General features: G+C 56.6%; 16 protein-coding genes and 1 CRISPR repeat array (1 of these 17 cut by a window edge). Of the genes, 13 read left to right on the forward strand and 3 right to left on the reverse strand.

Annotated elements, in window-relative coordinates; genetic code table 11:
- Positions 1-17: 17 nt before the first annotated feature.
- Positions 18-2,090, reverse strand: coding sequence for a TonB-dependent receptor plug domain-containing protein (locus ACAM29_RS17335; RefSeq protein ID WP_369624874.1), 2,073 nt, complete (start codon positions 2,088-2,090; stop codon positions 18-20).
- Positions 2,091-2,304: 214 nt separating this feature from the next.
- On the opposite strand from ACAM29_RS17335, the gene ACAM29_RS17340 reads away from it, so the two are divergent.
- Genes ACAM29_RS17340 through ACAM29_RS17360 form a run of 5 tightly spaced genes read left to right on the forward strand, consistent with a single transcriptional unit; the run spans position 2,305 to position 6,103 of the window.
- Entirely contained in the window at positions 2,305-3,453 is a 1,149-nt protein-coding gene (locus ACAM29_RS17340; RefSeq protein WP_369624875.1) for a pyridoxal phosphate-dependent aminotransferase, read from the forward strand.
- Positions 3,441-4,238 carry an amidohydrolase gene (locus ACAM29_RS17345; protein ID WP_369624876.1) on the forward strand — a complete coding sequence of 266 codons (798 nt, stop codon included), beginning with the start codon at positions 3,441-3,443 and terminating at the stop codon, positions 4,236-4,238. Before ACAM29_RS17340 ends, ACAM29_RS17345 begins: the two co-directional genes overlap by 13 nt.
- Complete coding sequence (locus ACAM29_RS17350; RefSeq protein WP_369624877.1) at positions 4,235-4,849, forward strand: methylthioribulose 1-phosphate dehydratase; 615 nt, start codon at positions 4,235-4,237, stop codon at positions 4,847-4,849. Before ACAM29_RS17345 ends, ACAM29_RS17350 begins: the two co-directional genes overlap by 4 nt.
- An 8-nt stretch (positions 4,850-4,857) precedes the next feature.
- Positions 4,858-5,541 (forward strand): acireductone synthase, encoded by a 684-nt coding sequence (gene mtnC / locus ACAM29_RS17355; RefSeq protein ID WP_369624878.1) that lies wholly within the window; start codon positions 4,858-4,860, stop codon positions 5,539-5,541.
- A gap of 10 nt (positions 5,542-5,551) precedes the next feature.
- Positions 5,552-6,103: an acireductone dioxygenase gene (locus ACAM29_RS17360; protein WP_369624879.1), complete on the forward strand. Its 552-nt coding sequence runs from the start codon at positions 5,552-5,554 to the stop codon at positions 6,101-6,103.
- A 139-nt stretch (positions 6,104-6,242) separates the two neighbouring features.
- Here the strand turns inward: ACAM29_RS17360 and mtnA are convergent, their stop codons facing one another.
- Entirely contained in the window at positions 6,243-7,280 is a 1,038-nt protein-coding gene (gene mtnA / locus ACAM29_RS17365; RefSeq protein ID WP_369624880.1) for an S-methyl-5-thioribose-1-phosphate isomerase, read from the reverse strand.
- Positions 7,281-7,417: 137 nt separating this feature from the next.
- Between mtnA and mtnK the strand changes: the two genes are divergently transcribed.
- Together mtnK and ACAM29_RS17375 are read left to right on the forward strand one after the other, a co-directional pair.
- Entirely contained in the window at positions 7,418-8,620 is a 1,203-nt protein-coding gene (mtnK, locus tag ACAM29_RS17370; protein ID WP_369624881.1) for an S-methyl-5-thioribose kinase, read from the forward strand.
- Positions 8,613-9,374 carry a 5-oxoprolinase subunit PxpA gene (locus tag ACAM29_RS17375; RefSeq protein WP_369624882.1) on the forward strand — a complete coding sequence of 254 codons (762 nt, stop codon included), beginning with the start codon at positions 8,613-8,615 and terminating at the stop codon, positions 9,372-9,374. The genes mtnK and ACAM29_RS17375 overlap by 8 nt, the downstream gene beginning before the upstream one ends.
- A gap of 34 nt (positions 9,375-9,408) precedes the next feature.
- On the opposite strand, the gene ACAM29_RS17380 is transcribed toward ACAM29_RS17375, so the two are convergent.
- Entirely contained in the window at positions 9,409-10,566 is a 1,158-nt protein-coding gene (locus ACAM29_RS17380) for a DUF5610 domain-containing protein (protein ID WP_369624883.1), read from the reverse strand.
- A 248-nt stretch (positions 10,567-10,814) separates the two neighbouring features.
- On the opposite strand from ACAM29_RS17380, the gene cas1f reads away from it, so the two are divergent.
- The 6 genes from cas1f (at position 10,815) to cas6f (ending at position 19,394) form a co-directional block, all read left to right on the forward strand.
- Positions 10,815-11,792, forward strand: coding sequence for a type I-F CRISPR-associated endonuclease Cas1f (gene cas1f, locus ACAM29_RS17385; RefSeq protein ID WP_369624884.1), 978 nt, complete (start codon positions 10,815-10,817; stop codon positions 11,790-11,792).
- Positions 11,789-15,091 (forward strand): type I-F CRISPR-associated helicase Cas3f, encoded by a 3,303-nt coding sequence (gene cas3f, locus ACAM29_RS17390; protein ID WP_369624885.1) that lies wholly within the window; start codon positions 11,789-11,791, stop codon positions 15,089-15,091. The genes cas1f and cas3f overlap by 4 nt, the downstream gene beginning before the upstream one ends.
- A gap of 433 nt (positions 15,092-15,524) precedes the next feature.
- The gene (gene csy1, locus ACAM29_RS17395) at positions 15,525-16,820 is read left to right on the forward strand and encodes a type I-F CRISPR-associated protein Csy1 (protein WP_369624886.1); all 1,296 of its coding nucleotides are present in this window, start codon (positions 15,525-15,527) and stop codon (positions 16,818-16,820) included.
- Positions 16,813-17,790 carry a type I-F CRISPR-associated protein Csy2 gene (csy2, locus tag ACAM29_RS17400; protein ID WP_369624887.1) on the forward strand — a complete coding sequence of 326 codons (978 nt, stop codon included), beginning with the start codon at positions 16,813-16,815 and terminating at the stop codon, positions 17,788-17,790. The genes csy1 and csy2 overlap by 8 nt, the downstream gene beginning before the upstream one ends.
- A 1-nt stretch (position 17,791) precedes the next feature.
- A complete protein-coding gene (gene csy3 / locus ACAM29_RS17405) occupies positions 17,792-18,829 on the forward strand; it encodes a type I-F CRISPR-associated protein Csy3 (protein WP_369624888.1) in 1,038 nt (345 codons plus the stop codon).
- A gap of 1 nt (position 18,830) precedes the next feature.
- Positions 18,831-19,394, forward strand: coding sequence for a type I-F CRISPR-associated endoribonuclease Cas6/Csy4 (gene cas6f, locus ACAM29_RS17410; RefSeq protein WP_369624889.1), 564 nt, complete (start codon positions 18,831-18,833; stop codon positions 19,392-19,394).
- Between the two features lie 129 nt (positions 19,395-19,523).
- Positions 19,524-24,234: a CRISPR direct-repeat array (repeat unit 28 nt; unit sequence GTTCGCTGCCGCACAGGCAGCTGAGAAA); it runs 423 nt beyond the window's last position.

Genomic DNA, 24,234 nt, shown 5'->3' on the forward strand with positions numbered 1-24,234 from the left:
TTATCTCTGCTTCCCGATTAATGATATCTGAGCGTCAGTCTCAGCCAGGCTCGACGGTCAAACAGGTTGTACTGATAAAACTCTTCGTATGTTGGACCGAAAGCATTCTGAATTGTCAGTGCGGTTTCCAGTTCAGTACCTGCGCTCAGCTGCCAGTTGTATGCGGCACGCAGATCTGTGCGCTGATAGCTTTCGCGAAGACCACCCTCGAACCAGTGCACGCTATCCATATAGTAGTGCATTAAACTCAAGTTTAAATCAGAAGCAGGAGTCCAGTTAAGCATTAATGATGCGGTGTGTTCGGGGGTGATCGCATCACGGAATATCAAAGTCTGTCCCTGTAGATCTTTATTGGTCTCCCAGCGATCAGTCAACGTGTTGGTGTAGGTATAGTTCAGCAGTGCCGAGAGCTGACTGCTGAGTTGTCGATGAATCTGAATCTCAACGCCCTGGTTTTCCCAGCCGAAGTTGTTCTCATTAGTAGACACGCGGCCCTGGGTCATAGGATGAGGGGGTGGAGCAAGCTCGTCAGCCGGCAAAAAATAGGAGCCGATCATGTTGCTAAGCTGTTCGTGGAACAGGCGCAGGTCGAAATGTCCCTGATGATCATCGAATGCGCGGTAGTAACCCAGTTCATACGTCTTGATCCTTTCAGGACCAAGGTCGGGGTTGGCGACCGTGTCCAGATCATAGACAACGGGGTCCGGGCCAAACAGGCCAGCAGGTGCATAGATGGTGTTGTTTGCATGCCGTTCCAGCAGGGAAGGCAAGCGTTCACTGATGGAGTAGCCCAGCCGAAAACTGCTCTGCTCATCAGGTCGGTGAATCAGTGCATGACGATAGGACAAGGCATCGCTGTTTTCTGAGCTGTCCTCGTACATAAAACCGGTGCTCAGGCTCCAGCGAGGTGCAAAATCCCAGTCCAGGTTGCTGAACAGGCGCCAGCGCTCTTCGGTTACCTTGCCGCTTTGCAGCAACACATCGCTTTCGGCGGTTTCGTAGCGGTAACCCAAACCGCCAACGAGTTCCAAAGAGCCTATCTGATCCGTTAGCTGCAATTCGGTATCGTAGCTGTGGGCGGTTCCATGCTCAGAGTCTTCGCGTGGGGAATTCAACGCAATAAAACCATTCACGATTGCCGGATTGTCTGTTCCGATAAAATCACCAACACGCTCAAAGCTCATTGCCGGTGCTTCCAGATCCAGGTAGTTGTGATAAGCCGTCAACTGAACGGTCCCGGTATCTGAATACAGGTGCTGGTACTTGATCGACTGGTAGTTGGCATCATGATCGCGTTTGCTAAAGGGTTCGAGTTTGTCAGCCCCTCCTACATACGTATGCCCACGGTCCACACCCGCCTGAAGCCAGAGGGTATCGGTAAGGGTGGGTGTGTAGCTGCCGCTGAAGCTCAGATAGTTGCGCTTGAGCGCGTCGCCATAGAGATCAGAACCGTCATTCTCTTCATGTCCGCCCGACAGGCGGTAGTTCCAGCTGCTCAATTGGTCGGCATGGCCAAACTGCAGGTTTCGAGTGTCCATGCTGCCACCGGTGGCGCTGACGTAACCACCGCTCAGCAGGGCCGGTGAGCGGGTGATGATGTTGATCGAGCCCATAAAGGCGTTGGAACCTTGAGTTGGCACGTTGGAGCCCCGCACCACTTCGATCCGTTCGATATCCTGCAGGTTGATGCCCAAAGAGGTCCAGTCCACGGTTGCCAGCAGCGGCAAGTACACGCTGCGGCCATCAACCATTACCTCCAGGCGGCGCGGAAAGTCATCGCTGGCGCCGTGGTAGGTGGTGGCAAATTTGTTGGCGCTGACATGATAGCTCTGAAAGCCGGGGACCAGTCGTAGCAGATCGGGAATGTTACGGGCACCCGAGGCGACGATTGTTTGACGATCAATGATGCTGATTGAGGCGGGCGCTTCGGTGAGTTTCTGGGTCAGCCGTGTGGCAGAAGTGATTTCGGGAATATCGGTAAGAAAATCCTGTTCGCTGAGGTACAGGCTCTCGTCAGCCTGAAGAGCGGGACTTGTCAGTCCAAGGGCCAGCAGCGGCGCCAGCCGATACAGGGGTGTACGATTCGTCATTGCAACTCCGGACAGAGTAGTTATTTGATTTTCAGTCCTACATACAACACGACCAAAGCCAGTATGGCTGCTTCAAGAATGAAGCCGTTGTGCTCCAGAATCCAGTCCAGCATGCGCTATTCTACCTCTCAGGCGCCGATAGACCAGCGCATTTGTTGAGCGTGTCGGGCCCTCTCCGGTACTATTTGACCTCTATCACAAACCCGAGCCCGTCATGCATTACCCCGATACCAAGCTGCCACAGGTCGGAACGACCATCTTTACTCGCATGTCCGCCCTTGCGCAAGCGCACCAGGCGATCAACCTGTCGCAGGGTTTTCCCGATTTTGATGGCCCTCAGGCTCTGCTGTCGCGAGTTGATCACTATATCCGCCAAGGCGCCAACCAGTATGCCCCCATGAGTGGTGTGCCAGGCCTACGCACTGCGATCGCCGCCAAGGTGGAACGCTGCTACGGTCGCAAGGTTGATGCGGAAACCGAGGTGACGGTGACCTCCGGGGCAACAGAAGCACTGTTCGCGGCCATTTCGGCGGTCGTGCGCCCGGGGGATGAAGTGCTGGTGTTTGATCCGGCCTATGACAGCTATGATCCGGCCATCACGCTCAATGGTGGCAAAGCGGTGCATATCCCGCTGCAACCCCCCGCTTTTGAGATCGACTGGGAGCAGGTACGACAGGCGATCAGCCCCAATACCCGCATGATTATCCTCAATACGCCGCACAATCCGACCGGGCAGACGCTGGCCGCCGCCGATATGCAGGAGCTGAGCGACCTGGTGGCCGGCACCGATATTCTGTTGCTGGCCGATGAGGTGTATGAGCATATCGTGTTCGATGGCGCTGAACACCAGAGCATCAACCGCTATTCGGCGCTGGCTGAGCGCAGCTTCGTGGTGTCCTCTTTCGGCAAGACCTACCATACCACCGGCTGGAAGATCGGCTACTGCGTCGCTCCGGCACCGTTGACAGCCGAGTTGCGCAAGATCCACCAGTATCTGACCTTCAGCACCAGCACACCGATGCAGCTGGCGCTGGCGGATTACCTGAATGACGATCCGCAGCATGATCAGGCGTTACCCGCGTTTTATCAGGCCAAGCGTGACCGATTCAACGCCGGTATGGAGAAGAGCCGCTTCCAGTTTACACCGGCAGCGGGCACCTATTTTCAGGTAATGGACTACAGCGCCATCAGTGAACTTCCGGACACCGAGTTTGTCCTCTGGCTGATCGAACAGGCGGGCGTTGCGGCTATTCCGTTATCGGTGTTCTATCAACAGCCCCCCGAGATGCGTCTGGTGCGCTTCTGCTTCGCCAAGAGCGAAACTACCCTTGATCAAGCCGCGGAGCGACTATGCAGAATCTGAAAATTTCATTGGTCCAGACTCCACTGGACTGGCAGCAGCCGGAATCGAACCGTACCCGTCTTGCTGAGCTGATGGCGCCGCTTGCCGGACAGACCGATCTGGTCGTACTGCCCGAGATGTTCACCACTGGGTTCACCATGGAACCCGAGGCTGTGGCCGAGCCCATGTCCGGCCCGACTCTGGAATGGCTTCGCGCGCAAGCGGCTACACTGGGTGCCGCCGTGTGTGGCAGCGTAGTGATCGAGGATCAGGGGTATCGTAACCGGCTGCTGTTTGTAACGCCCGACGGAGTCGTTGAGCATTACGACAAGCGTCACCTGTTCCGCATGGCGAACGAGCATCAGTATTACGTGGCCGGCGACAGCCGCAAGGTGATCGAGTACAAGGGCTGGCGCATCCTGCCACAGGTTTGCTACGACCTGCGCTTCCCGGTCTGGTGTCGCAACCGCAATGACTATGACCTGGCACTGTTTGTGGCCAACTGGCCCGCGCCACGTCGTAATGCCTGGCGCACGCTGCTGCTGGCACGGGCGATCGAAAACCAGTGCTATGTGGCGGGGGTAAACCGCATCGGTGAGGACGGCAAGGGGCTGGAGTACAGTGGCGACAGTCTGCTGGTGGACTTCAAGGGGCAGGCGTTGCTGGATGCTTCTGCCGGTGAAGCTTTCGTCAAAACCGGCACCCTGAATGCCGACGACCTGCAGCGGTTTCGGGACAACTTTCCGGCCTGGCAGGATGCGGATGAGTTCAGCTTTTTCTCTGACGTTGAGGACGATTTTGCATGATCGATACCGCGGCACAACAGATTATCGATGCCGGGCAGTGGATTGATGCCCAGGGCTGGTGTCCTGCGACCGGCGGCAACTTTTCCGTCCGGTCAGGGCCAGAGCGTGCCTTGATTACCGCCTCGGGTTGTCACAAGGGGCATCTCACGCCCGAGCAGCTGTTGCAGGTGGATCTTGATGGTCAGCCTCAGGCCAGCTTGCTCAAGCCTTCGGCCGAAACCCTGTTGCATACCCGCCTGTATCAGCTTGATAACCGGATCGGCGCCGTGCTGCACACGCATTCGGTGGCCTCCACGGCGCTGTCTCGTTTGGAGCCGGGCCAGTGGCTGACCATCAGCGGTTACGAAATGCAGAAATCGCTCAGTGGCAACCACACCCATGATGCCAGCATCCGCATCGCCATTCTGGATAATGCTCAGGACATGCAGGCACTGGCCGCCGAGCTGAGCCAGCGCTGGCAGCCTGAAGCGCTGCAGTGGGGCTTTTTGGTTCGCGGACATGGTCTCTACACCTGGGGTCACGACATGAATGAAGCACGCCGCCATCTTGAAGGGCTGGAGTTTCTCTTCGCCTGCGAACTGGAAATGCGCCGTCTGAGCGCAGGAGTCTGAACATCAACATGGCTACATTTAGCGGCATCAACGCCATCCTGACCGATATTGAAGGCACCACCACCGATATCGATTTTGTCCACAAGACGCTGTTTCCCTATGCCCGTGAACGGATGACGGACTTTATCCACAGCCATCCTAACGAACTAGCCGTTGCAGAGGCAGCGGTCGCCCTGAATGTCGCGGCCGATGATCTCGATGCCATTGCCAAGGGGCTGATCGGCTGGATCGATCAGGATAAAAAGGAAACCAGCCTCAAGGCGCTGCAGGGATTGATCTGGGTACAGGGCTACGAGAGCGGCGACTTTACCGGCCACCTCTACCCGGACGCGTATGAAGGACTGAAACGCTGGCACGACAGCGGCAAACAGCTGCACATTTTTTCCTCCGGCTCGGTGAAGGCACAGAAACTGTTGTACGGTTACAGCGACTTTGGTGATCTGACCTCCCTGTTCAGCGGCTACTTTGATACCACCACCGGCGCCAAGCGTGAAGCGATTGCGTATGAACGCATCGGTGCCAGTATCGGCCTGCCTGCAAGTCAGATTCTGTTCCTGTCGGACGTGGTGGCCGAGCTGGACGCGGCCAAGGCTGCAGGCATGCAGACCTGCCTGTTGATGCGTGGCGAACGACCGGACGGCGCCGAGCGCCACAACGCTGTGGAAAACTTTGACCAGATTACACTTTCTTGAGGAGCCACCAATGAGCGCCATCCATATCCATGCCGACCAGAGCGCCGAACTGCTCGGCAACAGCACCGACTTCAATGAGATTCAACAGATCCTCAGTGGCATAGGCGTGCGTTTCGAGCGCTGGGAGGCCGACCGCGAGATTGTGTCGGGCATGGCCAGCGAAGAGATCCTAGAGGCCTACCGCAAGGAGATCGAACGGCTTAAAAACGAGGAAGGCTACGTCACCGTGGATGTGATCAGCCTGCAGCCGGATCATCCCGAGCGCGAAGCCCTGCGGCAGAAATTCCTCAGCGAACACACGCATTCAGAGGATGAAGTGCGTTTCTTCGTCGATGGCGAAGGCATGTTCTACCTGCATGTGGAAGACAAGGTGTATCAGGTGCACTGCTGCAAGAACGACCTGATCTCGGTACCGGCCAACACCACTCACTGGTTCGATATGGGACCGGCACCGCGTTTTACTGCTCTGCGCCTGTTCAACAACCCGGAAGGCTGGGTGGCGAACTTTACCGGATCGGATATAGCTGATCGCCACCCACGCTTTGAACCGACAACTACCTGATTTGAACCGACAACTACCTGAAAAGCTACCTGCGTTGTCACCGCGGCGTTAAAAAACGGCTCAAATCGGTCATTTACGATCTGTAAACTCCCTCATTTCGCCGTTTTTTGCCTTGCGCTGACGGCCTCGCCAACGCTTTTCAGGCAGTTGCGAATTCACGCTGGTTGTTTGCCGTGATGGCCGCAACGATGCCATCGCGGTCATACACCCCCGTATCCAGCACCCAGCCGGTCACCAGATCGGCGGGGGTGACATCAAAGGCGGGGTTGAATACCTCTGACTCCAGCGGGCTCCAGCGCACTTCACCAAAGCTGCCGCTTACACCTTTTATCTCTTCGGCGCTGCGTTGCTCAATCGGGATAGCATCGCCGTTGGGGCAGTGCGGGTCAACGGTGGTCCAGGGCGCCACCACGTAGAACGGAATCTTGTGGTAGTGCGCGTTGACCGCCAGATTGTAGGTGCCCACCTTGTTGGCAAAATCACCGTTGGCGGCGATACGATCTGAGCCCACCAGCACGGCATCCACCTGACCATCCCGCATCAGGATCGCCGCCATGCTGTCGCATTGAATCTGGTGCGGAATGCCCAACCGGCACATCTCCCAGGCGGTCAGTCTGCCGCCCTGCAGCAGGGGACGGGTTTCATCCACCCAGACGTGACTGAGTCGGTCGCGCCGGAAGGCTTCGGCAATCACCCCGATTGCGGTGCCGGCACCGGCGGTGGCCAGGCTGCCGGTGTTGCAGTGGGTCAACACCTGAGCACCTTCCGGCAGCAAGGCAGCGCCATGCTCTGCCATGCGCTGACAGAGGGCTACATCTTCCTCAAACAGATTCTCGGCACAGGCCACCAGTGCATCGGCTCCCTGATCCATCACCGCAAGCATGCGGTCCAGACAGTTCATCAGATTGACGGCGGTCGGTCGGGCCTCACGTAGCGTGGCGGCTGCTTCGCGCAGCTGATCTTCACTTAAACCCTGCTCCGCCAGGTGCGCCAGCAGCAGCGAAGCACCAATCCCGATCAATGGCGCGCCGCGAATCTGCAGCTTGCGGATCATCGCCACCATTGCCTCTACCGAATCACAGTGCAGCCAGAGCTCGCGGTCAGGCAACTGGTGCTGGTCCAGCAGTTCAAGGCGATGGTTGCGGTAGCGCAGGGCGGTGGAGATCAGGTCTTTCATCGTGAGATCCGGCTGGTGAGTAGAGGCGAAGAGCTTAAGCGTTATAACCCGTAGATAAAAGAGTCTTGCCGAGGCGCTTACAGCCCCGCTGTTTTTTGTCAGAATTGGGCCATTAAACTTCAGCTACGGGAATCCCAATGACGAAGCACAAGTTCTCGGATGATGCGGCCATTATCGCTTTTGTTCGCCGTCACACACGTCTTTTCAATGATGATGCCAAGCTGGTCGTGACCGAAATCGGCGATGGCAACATCAACTTTGTCTATCGCGTGGCCGAGCCCGGAGGGGCCAGCGTTATCGTCAAACAGGCGCTGCCTTACGTGCGCATTATTGGTGAAGGCTGGCCATTGTCGCTGGATCGGATTCGGATCGAGGCGGAATCGCTGGTGCTGGAAGCCGAACACGCCGGTGAGTGGGTGCCTGAGGTGTACCATTACGAACATGATCTGGCGGCCATTATCATGCAGGATCTGGGCGAGCATCAGAACCTGCGGCATGCACTGAATGAGCGGCGCACACTGCCGTTGCTGGCACAGCACCTGGGCCTGTTCATGGCACGCATGCTGTTCCACACCAGTGACATGCACCTGGATGCCCATCAGAAAAAGGCGCTGGTGAAGCGCTTCATCAACCCGGACCTGTGCAAGATCACGGAAGACCTGTTCTTCCTCGATCCCTACTGCGATCACGAGCGCAACGCCATCAACCCGCCGCTGCGCAAGGCGGCCGAGGCCCTGTGGCAGGATGATCGGTTGAAGGTCGAGGTGGCCGACCTCAAGTATGCGTTCCTCAACCGGGCCGAAGCCCTGCTGCATGGCGATCTGCACTCCGGTTCCATCTTCGTGACCGAGCAGAGCACCAAGGTGATCGACCCGGAGTTTGCTTATTTCGGCCCCATCGGCTTTGATGTTGGTAGCGTGATCGGCAATCTGTTGCTGAATTGGTGCGGTCAGCATGAACAGGCCGGTGATGCACAGGAGCGCCAGGACTGGCGTGACTGGCTGCTGGTTCAGATCGACAAGCTTTGGCATGAATTCAGCCGTGAGTTCAGCCACCTGATGGCGGAGCAGACAGTCGATGAAAGCCTGCAAAATCCGCACTGGCAGGCACGTCGCATGTTGCAGATCTGGTCCGACACTCTGGGCTTTGCCGGTACCGAACTGATCCGCCGCACCATCGGCCTGGCCCATGTGGCTGACCTGGAAACCATTGAAGACGCGGCTCGGCGCGCCCAATGTGAAGCGATGGCATTGCAGCTGGGGCGTGAGCTGATCCTGCAACGCAACGATATCCACAGCATGACTGAACTGCTTGATCTGGTTAGGCAACTGAATGACTGATACCAAACGCCTGCTGCTCAACTGCGATATGGGCGAAAGCTTCGGCCCTTGGCACATGGGGTTGGATGATCAGGTGATGCCACTGGTGGAGCTGGCCAACGTGGCCTGTGGCTTCCATGCGTCTGACCCGGTCACCATGACACGCACCGTGATGCTGGCACGACATGTCGGTACCGCCATCGGTGCCCACCCCAGCTACCCCGATCTGGTCGGCTTTGGTCGGCGCAGCATGCAGTGCCATCCGCAAGAGATCGTTGCACTGATCCAGTATCAGGCCGGCGCACTGGCCGGTATTGCCCGTGCGCACGGGCTGACGCTGAACCACGTCAAGCCCCACGGGGCGCTGTACAACGACATGATGCGTGATCACGACATTTTGCGCGCTGTACTGGAAGGTGTTGCTTGCTATGACGCTAGCCTGCCACTGATGCTGATGGCCACGGCGGACAATGGTCCGGCTAAGACGATTGCGGCCGAGTTTGGCGTGCCGCTGCTGTTTGAAGCCTTTGCAGACCGTGCCTACGATACCCGTGGCTATCTGGTGCCGCGCTCGGTGGAGGGATCGGTCTACCACGATGTGGACCGCATAGTGGAGCAGTCATTGAGGCTGGCTCAAGAAGGCATTGTTACAACGCTGGAGGGCTCTGAAGTAAGGCTTGAGGCGGACACACTCTGTGTTCACGGCGACAATGCTGAGTCGGTACAGGCGGTCAAACGGATTCGACAGGCGCTTGATCGGCTGTACGCAAGTTGATCAGGGGCACACCGCCAAGGTGTGCCCGATGGGATCAAGCCTTGTCGGTTGACCCGTTTTCGGCAGCGGACTCAGCGGCGGGCTCCGCCTTCAGCGGCAATACCGTATCCAGCAACTGCTTCAGATTATTGCGATAGCTGTCCTGCAGCTCCTTGATGGCATCCGAGAAACGGCCGTCCTGCTCGACCAGACCGGTCATCAGGTCGCGTCCGGCCTGAGCCGGCGATTGCAGGAATCCGAGTGAGGGCGCACCCACTGACTCGGCCAGATCTTTCATCAACTGCCCCAAACGCAATCCCGGTTTATCGGCCGGCTGCTCCAGGTTGCCTACCTGTTCGTATCTGGCAGCCCGCGAAAGTGAACGGCTGTAACTCATGCTGAGGTCCATTGAACTCAGCTCGGATGAATCAAAACGAATCCCTGCGCTCTGCTCGAACGCCTTCTGCACATCGCCATTGAAAAACTCATCGGCCACGCCTGAAATATCACGCACCATCTGCTGCAGTGCTTCGATTTCACCCTCATCCAGTTCGCCCTTAACGCTAAACTGGTACTGAGTACTTTCACTGCGGCTCACATCCATCCACGCAACCGAGTTGCCCTGGCTGTCGGCCCCGGCACCATAGGTGGCGTCGTAACTTTGGTTGCGGCTGAAGTTGATGGTTACCTCGTCCCCGTCCTGCGTCTTCACGGTCAGTGACATGTCCTCGGCGTTGCGATACCGCTCGGCTGCACCCAGTACTGCCTGTGCTACGGCATCCCGACTTCCCGGTGCTATCTCTGCCAGGGCATCAAAGGTTTTCTGCTCGGTTTCATCCACCTGAGTCTTGATATCACCCTGCAGCACATTGAGATTGTCGAGAATTTCACGTGCTTCCTTGAAGCCGGTCTCCACACCTTTCAAAGCCGCGTCATACATCTGCTGCAGTCGCTCGTCAGAGGCGCCTCTATTTTTGGCCGCCGCAAGACCGGCCGCCACGAAATCGCTGATGCGTCCCGCCACTTTGTCAGGCGTGAAGTTCTGGGCATCCAGCCCGGACAGCTTCTCGGTCGTCATGCCGGGAATCTTTTCGGCCAGTTTTCCAAGCAACACCTGCGTCGCATCCTGCGATTTGCCGTTGCCTCGCCCGGCAACCGGGTCCGACTGTGGACGAGAGGAATAGATCTGGGTCGGTGGAGACTGGATTTTCATAACAACCTCGAGGGCTCTGATCAAATAATAGACGGGTATCGGCCGGGGTGGGGGAATCTTGAGGCTAAGAGACTGTAGCCTGACCGTTAAAGTGGCTAGTATGAAATGATTGATGATCAAGGAGTCACGGAGAAGATATGACCATCTTGAAAACAAAGGACTTTTTGGAAAGTACAACTGTTCGCCAAGCAGCAGGTGACCGGCAGGAATGATTTTAAAATTGTGGATAAATGGTGGCAGGATGCAACATGGATGATTTTTCACCTTCAGATCTAAAAACCATTCTTCATTCCAAACGCGCCAATATTTACTACTTGGAATACTGCCGGGTGCTGGTGAACGGCGGCCGTGTGGAATATGTCAGCGACGAGGGGCGACGTTCCAACTACTGGAACATCCCCATCGCCAATACCACCACCGTATTACTGGGCAACGGCACCTCCATCACCCAGGCCGCCATGCGTGAACTGGCCAAGGCAGGAGTTCTGGTGGGCTTTTGCGGTGGGGGCGGAACACCCCTGTTCAGTGCCAATGAAGTGGATATTGAAGTGGCCTGGTTTTCACCGCAAAGCGAGTATCGGCCCACTGAATACCTGCAGCACTGGGTGGGCTTCTGGTTTGATGATCAAAAACGGCTGGAAGCAGCAAGGATGATCCAGCAGGCGAGACTCAATCAACTTCAGAAGCACTGGCTGCAAAACCGGTCGTTGAAAGAGCAGGGATTCTCGATTGCGTCTGAGCAACTGGTGCCTGTATTGGACCAACACCGTGACAACATCAAACAAGCGCCCAATGTCACCGCACTGCTGACTGAAGAAGCTCGATTGACCAAGCTCCTGTTCAAACTGGCGGCACGGGCCGTGGATTACGGCGATTTTGTTCGGGCTAAGCGTGGCAGCGGCGCCGATCCGGCCAACCGTTTTCTAGATCATGGCAACTATCTCGCTTATGGGCTGGGCGCTACAGCAACCTGGGTACTGGGTTTGCCGCATGGGCTGGCCGTGTTGCACGGTAAGACGCGCCGAGGTGGGCTGGTGTTTGATGTGGCCGATCTGGTCAAGGATGCGCTGGTTTTGCCACAGGCATTTCTATCGGCGGTGAAAGGGGAAGAAGAACAAGAATTTCGGCGGCAATGTATAGAGTCTTTGACCCGTGCAGAAGCGCTGGACTTCATGATTGATACGCTCAAGGAGATTGCTACAACACTCGGGAAACCGACCGCATGAACGTACTGCTGATCTCCCGTTGCAGCAAGAATGCATTGACCGAAACCCGCCGTATTCTGGATCAGTTTGCCGAACGCAGAGGGGATCGCACCTGGCAGACGCCCATCACTTGGGATGGCCTGGCCACGCTGCGCAAATTGCTGCGTAAAACGGCACGCAAAAACACGGCGGTGGCCTGTCACTGGATCAGGGGCAAGGACCACAGCGAGTTGATGTGGATCGTCGGTGATACCGGTCGTTTCAATGCTGAAGGCACCGCGCCGACCAACACCACCCGGCGCAACATTCTGCGGCAGCAGGACGAAAATGACTGGCACACCGCCGAGGATATAAAGCTGCTGGCCGCCATGGCCGCGCTGCTGCATGATCTCGGCAAGGCGTGCGCCGCCTTCCAGCTGCGGTTGCAGGGCAAGGGGCCTGAAGGTGCCAATCTCTATCGTCATGAATGGATATCCTTACGCCTGTTTCAGTCTTTCGTGGGCACGGATGACGATGCGGGCTGGCTGTCCCGCCTGGCGGATACGGAAGCCACCAGCGATGCCTGGCTGTCAGGGCTGATCAAAGACGGCCTGGGCGATGGTGAAGCCTACCCCTTTCGGACGTTGCCGCCGCTGGCGCAGGCGATCGGCTGGCTGGTGCTGACCCATCACCGCTTGCCCTGTCGCCCCGAACTTGAGGGGCTGAGATCCGAGGATCTTGAAGCGCCGTTGCTGGATATCGATGCGCAGTGGAATCAGCGCAACGACAACACCGATCTCAAGGCGATCCATCCCTATTGGACGTTTAACGCACCTCTTCCGGTAGCCACTCGGCGCTGGCGTACCCAGGCCGCAAAGTATGCCCAGCGTCTGCAGCAGCGCATGGATCGTGCCGCTGATAGCTGGTTGAACAACGCCTATGTCATGCATCTGGCCCGGTTGTCGTTGATGCTGTCTGATCATCACTATTCCAGTCTGACCAAATCCTGCGACCGTGTACGGGGCGAAGCCGATTATCCGCTCTATGCCAACACCGAGCGCAAAAGCGGAGAGCTGTGCCAGCGCCTGGATGAGCACTTGCTAGGGGTCGCCAAAGTCAGCCGCAGTGTCAGCTATCACCTGCCCACACTAAGCGACAACCTGCCCCGGCTGGCGCGACACAAGGGATTCCGCCAGCGGAGCAAAGCCCAACGTTTCAGATGGCAGGATCGTGCTTTCGATTTGGCCGAAGGGCTTAGGGAAAAAGCCGCCAACCAGGGCTTTTTCGGTATCAATATGGCATCGACCGGATGCGGCAAGACACTGGCGAACGGGCGTATCCTCTATGCCCTGGCCAACCCGCAGCAGGGCGCCCGTTTCTCCGTTGCGCTGGGGCTGAGAACTCTGACGCTGCAGACCGGGCAGGCCTATCGTGACCGGTTGAGCCTTGGCGATGATGAGCTAGCTGTCAGAGTGGGTGGCAGTGCCAGCCGCCAGCTGTATGAATTTTATGAAGCTCAGGCCGAGAACAGTGGTTCGGCATCGGCACAATCACTGGTGCCAGAAGACAGCCATGTGGTCTATGAAGGCAATTTTTCCGAGCATCCCGTACTGAAAACGGCTGGACACGATGATCGCATCAAGGCGCTGATCTCGGCCCCGGTACTGGTGTGTACGGTCGATCATCTGGTGCCGGCGACCGAAAGTGAGCGCGGCGGGCATCAGATCGCCCCCATGCTGCGCCTGATGAGCAGTGATCTGGTGCTGGATGAAATCGACGATTTTGACCTGAACGACCTGCCGGCCCTGACACGGCTGGTGTACTGGTCAGGCTTGTTGGGCAGCCGTGTTCTCCTGTCTTCGGCAACGCTGCCGCCGTCACTCTCCGAAGGGCTGTTCCGTGCCTACAAGGCGGGGCGGGAAGAATATCAGCGCAACCGTGGCGAGCCGGGAACGCCTGTGAATATCTGCTGTGCCTGGTTTGATGAGCATGATCGCCTGCACCAGGACTGCCCGGACGAGCAGAGTTATTCACAGGCCCATCGCGGCTTTGTCGAGAAGCGTCACCAGAAGCTGGCGCAGGATGAGATACGTCGCCGTGCAGAACTGGCGCGGATATCGCTGCTGTCGGGACAGCAGGATGAGCTGCGCCAGAACTTTGCGCGAGATCTGTTGCAACAGGCTCAGCGTCTGCATAAAAGTCACCATACTCTTGACCCGCACACCGACAAGAAGGTTAGCTTTGGCCTGATCCGCATGGCTAATATCGAACCGCTGGTGGACGTCGCCAAGACTATTTACCGAATAGGTGCCGAGACCGGCACGTTGATTCATCTCTGTGTCTATCACTCCCAGTATCCCTTGTTGATCCGTTCCGCGATTGAGCAGCAACTGGATGGAGCGCTGAATCGACAGGACAGTCACGCCGTCTTTGATCGGCCGGATATCCGCCGGCGCATAGATGCTTATCCACAACAGGATCAGCTCTTTATCGTGTTGGCCAGTCCGGTTTCCGAGGTTGGCCGGGACCACGATTATGACTGGGCGATTGTTGAGCCGTCCTCCATGCGCTCGCTGATTCAGCTGGCCGGGCGTGTCCGCCGGCACCGACCGGAAACCTGCGCAACGCCCAATATCGTCCTGATGCACACCAATTTGCGGGCTTTGGAACGCAGAGGGCAACCCGCATTCTGCCGCCCCGGATTCGAGGATTATGACTGTTTGTTGAACAGTCATGATTTGGAAAAAATTCTGCATCCTGAGGAGCGGGATGTGATCGACGCCCGGCCCCGTATACGCCCGCGTGACGAACTCCGGGCTCGCGATAACCTGGTCGATCTGGAACACGCCCGCCTGCAGGCGCAGATGCTGGGTGAGCCTCAGGCCCAGGAGGCCTCCGGCGGCAATCGGCGTCGACGTAGCAGCCGGGTGACACAACCGCTCTCCGTCGCCAGTTGTTACCGCCAATCCGGTGCCATGCTCACGGCCATGTTGCAACGCAAGCAGCGCTTCCGTAACAGTCCTGCGCAACAGGATGATCTGGTGTTGTTACCGGACGAAGAGGGGGCGAATGCATGCCTGCACCGGGTTGAATTTAATCGTCACCAACGCCGGGATATCTATATTCCGGTGGATCACTTGTTTCATCAAACCGAGCTTGAAGCGGCTGACGGCATAGTGACCTGGGGTGTGGTGAATTATCTCGAAGCGCTGGAACTGCTGGCTGACGAGATGGGTTTGAGCCCCGAGGTATGCGCACGGCGTTTCGGCACGCTGTCGCTGGATCAGAATGACAATGGTTGGGTGTTTCACCCGGCATTGGGTTTTACGAAAAAGCGTTAAATAAAGAGGGCCGGTTATCAAACCGGCCCAGTGCTGCCTGTGCGGCAGAATAATAGTGCGCTTGGCGACCAAGGCATACTTTTTCTCAACTGCTTTTTCAGCTAGAGTATTAGAGTAACAAGTTTTGGTAATTTCGCATAGCGACTTAAGGCTTACTTGGATATTGATTTAATCAAAGCCCAAAACTATAGTGTAAAAACACTGAGGCGGCGGCAACCACCCCAGTGTCGACGTTGGCTAAACAACAGTAATCGGGAAAGAACTGAGCTTGCCATGTTTGCAAGCAAGGAGGTAAGTGAGTGATTGGTTATCGCTCCGTAATAATAAGGGTTCACCACGGTTAAAAAACCAACAAGCACAAGATACCTATTTGCCTACAACCTACAAGTAGGTATCTTGCCATACCTGCTATCAAACCCAAAGGAAGAATGTTATGGATAGCATGCTTCAGGAAAAAGGGCAGACACTGCGTCAGTTGATGCAAGCGTTCATCGATGAGCGCTTGGCTGCCAAGCTGGAAAAACTCGAACCTGACGATCCCAAATATGCGGAGCTTCAGGAGCAGTACCGATTCGACAGTTGGATTGAAGATGCTGCACGGCGTGTCGGGCAATTGCAGGTGGTGACGCATACCCTGAAGGCGGTTCACCCCGATGCCAAGGGTACGAATCTCTTTATTCCTCCCAACGCCCTACCGGATACCCCCTGGGTTGGCAGTCATCTGCTGGGCGATGACTATGCCACCGATGTGGTGGGTAATGCCGCTGCGTTGGATGTCTACAAGTTCCTCAAGCTGGAATTTCAGGGGCAGACTCTCCTGTCTCTGGCGTTGGAACAAAACGCCGAGCTATTGGATGCCCTGAGTGCAGATCCGGGTAAAGCCCGGGAGTTTTTGGAGGCTTTTGCCTCAATCACCCAAGGTAAGGGAGGTGACCGTTCCAGTACCCGCGCCAAGCAGGTCTACTGGCTTGTCGGTGATGAACCGACACGAAATGAAGACTTTCACCTTCTGTCTCCGCTTTATCCCTCGTCATTGTCCCATCGTATTTTTCAACGTATTCAGCACGACCGCTTTAGCGAGGAAGCCAAGGCCGCGCGCCAGGCGCGCAGGGAAAACAAACTTTTCGTAACGGGCCATGCCGACTACCCGAACTCCGCTACTCAGAAACTTGGCGGCACCAAGCCGCAAAATATCTCCCAGCTCAACAGCGAACGGGGCGGCAACAATTACCTTCTGGCTTCTTTGCCACCTCTATGGCATTCGCGTGATAACAGACCACCGTTAATGATTGAGTCTGTTTTCCCTCGCTTTATGCGCCAGAAACAATCGCGTTGGCTGATGGGGAGGCTGGTTAGGTTTCTTAAAATTAATCCGCCCGCCAACCGACATACTCGTATGCAGGTTGATGCTTATGTTGATGCCTTGATCGAGGAGCTGGTCCTGTTCAGTGCTCACCTGCATCAATTGGAGCCCGGCTGGTCGACTGATCCCGATTGTCGGCTGGTCGAGGCCGAACAGCTGTGGCTTGACCCCTGGCGCGTTGAGCTGGATGAGAATTTTGCGGCACGTCGTACTTTTGGCGACTGGGTGGAAGAGGTGCAGAGCCGGTTTGCCAATCAGGTGAACAAGGTACTGTCGGGCCTCCCGGCAGGGGATGCCGAGCACCGTGAATGGAGCCGTCGTATCGACAAAAAACTGAATGCCTTGCGGGAGGTTCTGGATGTCTGAGCCCGATACTTTACTGGTGCTGCCGCGGCTGCGTATTCAGAACGCCAACGCCATTTCAGGGGTATTTACCTGGGGCTTCCCGGCCATGACCGCCTTTGTCGGCATGATGCACGCACTGGAACGGAAATGTGCAGCGGCCAATGTGGATGTGGCGTTCAACGGAATTGGTGTGGTCTGTCATCAGCATGAGGCACAGGTGACGCAAGGCGGCTATACCCGCGCCTTTCATCTGACCCGCAACCCTGTGGGTAAAGACGGCAAGACCGCCGCCATTGTTGAAGAAGGGCGTATCCATCTGGACATCAGCCTGGTGCTTGAAGTTGATCTGAAAGACCTGCGCCTGAGTGGGGAGGACGAAACACAAGCCTTTGTTCAGCAGGTGGCTGACCTGCTTGCCACGTTACGTATAGCGGGGGGTACCATTCAGCCGCCGGTGCCGGGACAAAAACAGCGTAGTCCCTGGTTGCTCCGAGTCGATGAGACACCGGACGTGAGGGAACGTCAGCTGCGCCGTCTCAAGCAGCAACTGTTGCCTGGGTTTGCGCTGGTGCTCAGGGATGACCTGTTACAGCAACATCGAGACCTGATGCAGCAAACCGACCCTGATGCGGATCTTTTGGACGCCTGGCTTGACCTGTCGCGGCTGAATCACGACTGTCGTGAAACTGAAGAAGGCGTTGAATGGTATATCCGCCGCGATCATCCCGGTTGGCTGGTGCCTATTCCCATTGGATTTGCAGCGCTGTCGGAGCTGTATGACGCCGGGCAGGTCGAAGCGGCCCGCGATCAAACAACCCCCTTCCGGTTTGTGGAAGGCATTTATTCCATCGGGCAGTGGGTCAGTCCACACCGCTTCAAATCGTTCAATGACTTCCTCTGGTATGTGGATAATGACCTGGATACAGGCACCTATCGCTTGAATAACGACTATCAACAGACTGCACAGCGTGAGGCAGAAAAGGAGTTTTGACATGGCTAAGCAAGAAACCCTGAAGACCGCATCTGTACTGGCATTCGAGCGTAAGCTGGATGTATCCGATGCGCTGATGTTCGCAGGCAACTGGTCGAACCGACAGGATGCGGACAACTGGCAGCCCATTGAAGTGCGTGAAAAGTCGGTACGTGGAACCATCTCCAACCGGTTGAAAACGAAGGACCAAGACCCTGCCAAACTGGATGCGGCGATTGAGAACCCCAATCTGCAAACGGTCGATGTGGCCACCCTGCCGAGCGAAGCTGATACTCTGATGCTGCGTTTTACCCTGCGCGTTTTGTCCGGTGCCGGCACTCCGTCTGCCTGCAACAACGCCGACTATCAGCAGAAGCTGAATGAGGTGATCAGTGGATATGTGCAGCAGCATGGTTTTGCGGCACTGGCGCATCGCTACGCAACCAACTTGGCGAACGGCCGGTTCCTGTGGCGTAATCGGGTAGGCGTAGAAGAAGTAGAAGTGCAGGTTTCGCATCTCAAACAGGGTGTGCGCGAACAAACTTGGGACTTCGATGCGCTGAGTTACTCAATGCGTGGTTTTGAGAAAACAGGCAACAACGCAGCGGGCTTGAAAGCCTTGTCGGAACTGATCGAATTTGGTTTGGCGGGTGAGCAGCATGTTCTGTTGGAAGTGACTGCCTTTGCACGTATTGGAGCCGGTCAGGAAGTTTTCCCGTCACAGGAGCTGATTCTGGACAAAGGCAAGGGGGACAAAAGTCGCACCCTGTACCAGGTACAAGGCATCGCCGGGATGCATTCCCAGAAGGTCGGTAATGCCCTGCGTACCATTGATACCTGGTATCCGATGGATGAAGGCGTTCACCTTGGCCCAATTGCCGTTGAGCCCTATGGATCGGTGACAACCCAGGGCAAGGCCTACCGCCAGCCCAAGGCGAAAGCGGATTTCTATAACCTGCTGGATAACTGGGTACTTAAGGACAACGCGCCAGCTGAAGGCGACCAGCACTTTGTGATGGCAACGCTGATTCGCGGCGGGGTATTCGGGGAGGCCGGTTGATATGGATGCCTATCTGGAAATCAGGCTCCTGCCGGACCCGGAGTTTCCGGTCAGTTTCCTGATGGGAGCACTCTATGGGAAGTTGCATCGTGCACTGGTAACGCTCGAGTCCAGTAAAATCGGTGTCAGCTTCCCGGGCTATAGCCAATCCCCTCGGAGACTTGGAGACCGCTTGCGACTTCATGGGGATCAAGCTGCACTATCGCAGCTGATGACACAGAATTGGCTGAGGGGCATGACGGACCACATCCAGTGTTCGGACATCCTGTCGGTCCCTGAGTTGGTGCAATACCGGACAGTTTCGCGGCGGCAGTTCAAAACCAGCAGCGAACGTCTGCGTCGACGCCGAATGAAGCGCAAGGGCGAAACCTGGGAGCAGGCGGCAGCTGCAATCCCCGATAATGTGGAACGCAGACCGGACCTGCCTTATGTGCACCTGAGAAGCCAAAGCACGGAACAGAGCTTCACCCTGTTTATAGAGCAGGGTGAACTGAGGGAACAGCCAACCAGTGCTGAATTCAACACCTATGGGTTAAGCCGGCAGGCAACGATCCCCTGGTTTTGACCCTTTTCGGGTGTAAAGAAAACCACACTGTTAAATCAAACACTTACCTGCCTCCTTGAAAAAAGGGGGTAGGAGAGCATTTGTATGTTTGTTCTTTAAAAATCAGAAGTTTATAGATTTATTGTTCTTGTTCGCTGCCGCACAGGCAGCTGAGAAAAAATACATAAGCAAGAACGTGGACGGCAAACAGTTCGCTGCCGCACAGGCAGCTGAGAAATCAGCGGCAATGTCACCTGCCAGAATCAGGATGTTCGCTGCCGCACAGGCAGCTGAGAAAAGCTGCCGTGGAGCACATTCGACAGTGCCGACGTTCGCTGCCGCACAGGCAGCTGAGAAAAGCAACGGGCTGAAAGAGATCGCATGCGAGATGTTCGCTGCCGCACAGGCAGCTGAGAAAAGCATCCCCGCTCACGCCACCGGAACCGCCTAGTTCGCTGCCGCACAGGCAGCTGAGAAAAATAACGGTGCTGGCCCCTTCAGCCTGCAGGCGTTCGCTGCCGCACAGGCAGCTGAGAAAACCCGAAGATTCCCAAGTATAAGGAGCTGACCGTTCGCTGCCGCACAGGCAGCTGAGAAATGATCAACGGCAACCGCTCGTTCTTCTGATAAGTTCGCTGCCGCACAGGCAGCTGAGAAAACAGCAGAGCCTCGTATTGCCCACATCCAGAGGTTCGCTGCCGCACAGGCAGCTGAGAAATGGATCGTGACCTATCCGGCCGCTTCGGCAGTGTTCGCTGCCGCACAGGCAGCTGAGAAAGCGAGATCGAGATGGCGCAGGACCACCTGGTAGTTCGCTGCCGCACAGGCAGCTGAGAAAATGAACACGACCATTAAAGCCATTCTGATCAGTGTTCGCTGCCGCACAGGCAGCTGAGAAAATAGGAAGGGAGCGCAAAACAGCACTGACCCGGTTCGCTGCCGCACAGGCAGCTGAGAAAGCTCATCAGATCAAGAGCAACATCGAGACGAGGTTCGCTGCCGCACAGGCAGCTGAGAAATTCTCCACTTTATGTATGTAATCAGGCTTCCAGTTCGCTGCCGCACAGGCAGCTGAGAAAATCAGAAGAACGCCCCCGAATCGTACAGTTCAGTTCGCTGCCGCACAGGCAGCTGAGAAAGAGAGTAATCATAGTGTCGATTAACTTGCCGTGTTCGCTGCCGCACAGGCAGCTGAGAAATCCCTCCGAATAAAAAAGGGAGCCGAAGCCCCGTTCGCTGCCGCACAGGCAGCTGAGAAAGGTAATAGATACATAGCAGGATGCTTGAGAACGTTCGCTGCCGCACAGGCAGCTGAGAAACTGATCGAAGTGACCCCGGATAACTGGTCTGAACGTTCGCTGCCGCACAGGCAGCTGAGAAATATTGGCCGCACCTATGAACGTCTGAAGGTTGGTTCGCTGCCGCACAGGCAGCTGAGAAAGCAGAAAGAGTTCAAGGGCGAAGACGACTGGGCGTTCGCTGCCGCACAGGCAGCTGAGAAAAAAACCCCAACAACAACCGATTATAGAGGCGCGTTCGCTGCCGCACAGGCAGCTGAGAAAAGTCCGGCCAGTGGCAGTAGTTCGGCCCCGGCGTTCGCTGCCGCACAGGCAGCTGAGAAATGGTTAACAAAATGATATCAAACGAGAGGTAAGTTCGCTGCCGCACAGGCAGCTGAGAAATGTCGAGTTTGAACCGAATCCTGAGCCTGATGGTTCGCTGCCGCACAGGCAGCTGAGAAATGGCTGGGACGGTTGGCGAATTGGCCCGGGTGGTTCGCTGCCGCACAGGCAGCTGAGAAATTCAGGTTGGTACCCGGCATAATGTGCTTCTGGTTCGCTGCCGCACAGGCAGCTGAGAAACTGGTAAATAACGTGGTTACGTTTTCCAATACGTTCGCTGCCGCACAGGCAGCTGAGAAAAGTTGATGAGATAAATGCTTCCCAGTTTCAAAGTTCGCTGCCGCACAGGCAGCTGAGAAAAATTGGAGATTCGGACGGGCGTCCGCGTGGCGGTTCGCTGCCGCACAGGCAGCTGAGAAATGGCTCCTAAAACGATATCAAAAAGGTTTCTAGTTCGCTGCCGCACAGGCAGCTGAGAAAGTGAATCGCAGCAGCAACTGCGGCAAATGACCGTTCGCTGCCGCACAGGCAGCTGAGAAACTGCTCGGCGCCTGTGCACATTTAGGCAGCAGGTTCGCTGCCGCACAGGCAGCTGAGAAAATCGCGGGTATACGCGAGCGAGCCCGCAGCGGGTTCGCTGCCGCACAGGCAGCTGAGAAAAGCATGACCTTGTGGTGCAGGCTCTGCCGGCGGTTCGCTGCCGCACAGGCAGCTGAGAAACGGGGCCGTCTCGCTGCCGTGTGGATGTATCCGTTCGCTGCCGCACAGGCAGCTGAGAAAGTGTGGATGTATCCCGAGCATCCTCAGGACAAGTTCGCTGCCGCACAGGCAGCTGAGAAACTGTAGCACGTCTCAAATAAAAACACGTAACAGTTCGCTGCCGCACAGGCAGCTGAGAAATTAGCTTCAAATTGAACCGCGTCAGCTTTACGGTTCGCTGCCGCACAGGCAGCTGAGAAAAGTACAGGGGCGACGTTCTGGCCGGGGGAGTTGTTCGCTGCCGCACAGGCAGCTGAGAAATGAATCCTGATCGGATCGTGCTGCGCCGTAAGGTTCGCTGCCGCACAGGCAGCTGAGAAAGCAAACTGTGGGAAGAGGACTACAAAGAAGCCGTTCGCTGCCGCACAGGCAGCTGAGAAAACGAGTTTTACCCGCTGGAGCAGTTCACCAGCGTTCGCTGCCGCACAGGCAGCTGAGAAATGGATGAATCCCTGATCGGCATGCTGTACGAGGTTCGCTGCCGCACAGGCAGCTGAGAAAACCCGACTCAAGACGTGAACGCCACCGTGACCGTTCGCTGCCGCACAGGCAGCTGAGAAATTCCTGATCCATGAATTGAGCGTGCTTGCCATGTTCGCTGCCGCACAGGCAGCTGAGAAACTCGCCTGTCGCGGTATCAATGTTCTGATACGGTTCGCTGCCGCACAGGCAGCTGAGAAAAGGTAAACGATCCTGGAGAACAAATTGATATCGTTCGCTGCCGCACAGGCAGCTGAGAAAATGCAACGCACCCGTGTCGCCGAGGTCCACATGTTCGCTGCCGCACAGGCAGCTGAGAAAAGCGGCAGCAGCCGCGACAGTTCCAGCAGTAAGTTCGCTGCCGCACAGGCAGCTGAGAAATGGGCGAAGTGAATCAGACGGTGAGTTGTGAGGTTCGCTGCCGCACAGGCAGCTGAGAAAGTTCTGGGGGTTCCGCGAGGACACAACAAATGGTTCGCTGCCGCACAGGCAGCTGAGAAACTTTCAACCCCTTCAATGTTAAGGCCATCAATGTTCGCTGCCGCACAGGCAGCTGAGAAATTCACCTGCGTAATGCCACCGGTCAGGCCGTTGTTCGCTGCCGCACAGGCAGCTGAGAAATTATCGCCTTCCTTTACTTCGCGCTCGGCCATGTTCGCTGCCGCACAGGCAGCTGAGAAAAAAACGAAGGCGGCAATAAACCCGTAATATGGGTTCGCTGCCGCACAGGCAGCTGAGAAAAGGTTGGCAATGCAGCCTTATGGGTATGAACCGTTCGCTGCCGCACAGGCAGCTGAGAAATACAGGGGATTCACGGAATGAACATCACACTTGTTCGCTGCCGCACAGGCAGCTGAGAAATGTAGGGTCGTAGAGTTCATTGGGTCCAATTCGTTCGCTGCCGCACAGGCAGCTGAGAAAATCAGGGCCGGTACCTTGACGCCGAAGACCTGGTTCGCTGCCGCACAGGCAGCTGAGAAAGGCCACATTGAAATGACTGCCACCAACAGCACGTTCGCTGCCGCACAGGCAGCTGAGAAATCATCCGAGTGCCAGTTCTGGAAGCATTACTATGTTCGCTGCCGCACAGGCAGCTGAGAAAGAGCAGGCACTAAAGAGGCTAGAGCAGGAGATGTTCGCTGCCGCACAGGCAGCTGAGAAAATGCAACGCACCCGTGTCGCCGAGGTCCACATGTTCGCTGCCGCACAGGCAGCTGAGAAAATTTCGAGGCCCGGTTGTACGGTCAACTCGCTGTTCGCTGCCGCACAGGCAGCTGAGAAAACCTGGGGCCGCTTGGATGTGCAGAGATCAGCGTTCGCTGCCGCACAGGCAGCTGAGAAATGGTCGGTCTGGGTGGTACCCGTACTGGGGTCGTTCGCTGCCGCACAGGCAGCTGAGAAACAGTACACCCTGCAACTGCCACGCTGGTACAAGTTCGCTGCCGCACAGGCAGCTGAGAAATGAATCAGGCGTTAGAGGGAGCATGCTGCTTTGTTCGCTGCCGCACAGGCAGCTGAGAAAATGGATATCTCACGCTGCGAGGATGTGGGTTTGTTCGCTGCCGCACAGGCAGCTGAGAAAGTTCAGCGTGAAATTCTGGAACTGAAACTCTTGTTCGCTGCCGCACAGGCAGCTGAGAAAGTACAGGTCCGCTATGGTCTCAAAGCCGCGCAGTTCGCTGCCGCACAGGCAGCTGAGAAAATCATCAGCGCTTTAGGTTCCAGTTCATCCGCGTTCGCTGCCGCACAGGCAGCTGAGAAACCGACACATCCCGCGCAGCAGTGCAGGCGCAGGTTCGCTGCCGCACAGGCAGCTGAGAAAGAGGCGATGGGGCGGATCGAGGCTGCGATCATGTTCGCTGCCGCACAGGCAGCTGAGAAATGAAAGCAATCCAAACGACTCATTCAGAACAGGTTCGCTGCCGCACAGGCAGCTGAGAAATTTCCTGAAGGGATGCCAGATGAATGCATCCAGTTCGCTGCCGCACAGGCAGCTGAGA

This window comes from Marinobacterium sp. BA1 (genome assembly GCF_041155135.1).
In the GTDB taxonomy this organism is placed as follows: domain Bacteria; phylum Pseudomonadota; class Gammaproteobacteria; order Pseudomonadales; family Balneatricaceae; genus Marinobacterium; species Marinobacterium iners.

What these genes read in the sequence shown, in the direction of transcription:
- ACAM29_RS17340 (WP_369624875.1), top strand. Translation starts at nt 2,305, where the DNA reads ATGCATTACCCCGATACCAAGCTGCCACAGGTCGGAACGACCATCTTT.
- ACAM29_RS17375 (WP_369624882.1), top strand. Translation starts at nt 8,613, where the DNA reads ATGACTGATACCAAACGCCTGCTGCTCAACTGCGATATGGGCGAAAGC.
- cas6f (WP_369624889.1), top strand. Translation starts at nt 18,831, where the DNA reads ATGGATGCCTATCTGGAAATCAGGCTCCTGCCGGACCCGGAGTTTCCG.
- ACAM29_RS17380 (WP_369624883.1), bottom strand. Translation starts at nt 10,566, where the DNA reads ATGAAAATCCAGTCTCCACCGACCCAGATCTATTCCTCTCGTCCACAG.
- cas3f (WP_369624885.1), top strand. Translation starts at nt 11,789, where the DNA reads ATGAACGTACTGCTGATCTCCCGTTGCAGCAAGAATGCATTGACCGAA.
- mtnC (WP_369624878.1), top strand. Translation starts at nt 4,858, where the DNA reads ATGGCTACATTTAGCGGCATCAACGCCATCCTGACCGATATTGAAGGC.
- csy3 (WP_369624888.1), top strand. Translation starts at nt 17,792, where the DNA reads ATGGCTAAGCAAGAAACCCTGAAGACCGCATCTGTACTGGCATTCGAG.
- ACAM29_RS17360 (WP_369624879.1), top strand. Translation starts at nt 5,552, where the DNA reads ATGAGCGCCATCCATATCCATGCCGACCAGAGCGCCGAACTGCTCGGC.
- mtnK (WP_369624881.1), top strand. Translation starts at nt 7,418, where the DNA reads ATGACGAAGCACAAGTTCTCGGATGATGCGGCCATTATCGCTTTTGTT.
- csy2 (WP_369624887.1), top strand. Translation starts at nt 16,813, where the DNA reads ATGTCTGAGCCCGATACTTTACTGGTGCTGCCGCGGCTGCGTATTCAG.
- ACAM29_RS17335 (WP_369624874.1), bottom strand. Translation starts at nt 2,090, where the DNA reads ATGACGAATCGTACACCCCTGTATCGGCTGGCGCCGCTGCTGGCCCTT.
- cas1f (WP_369624884.1), top strand. Translation starts at nt 10,815, where the DNA reads ATGGATGATTTTTCACCTTCAGATCTAAAAACCATTCTTCATTCCAAA.
- mtnA (WP_369624880.1), bottom strand. Translation starts at nt 7,280, where the DNA reads ATGAAAGACCTGATCTCCACCGCCCTGCGCTACCGCAACCATCGCCTT.
- ACAM29_RS17350 (WP_369624877.1), top strand. Translation starts at nt 4,235, where the DNA reads ATGATCGATACCGCGGCACAACAGATTATCGATGCCGGGCAGTGGATT.
- ACAM29_RS17345 (WP_369624876.1), top strand. Translation starts at nt 3,441, where the DNA reads ATGCAGAATCTGAAAATTTCATTGGTCCAGACTCCACTGGACTGGCAG.
- csy1 (WP_369624886.1), top strand. Translation starts at nt 15,525, where the DNA reads ATGGATAGCATGCTTCAGGAAAAAGGGCAGACACTGCGTCAGTTGATG.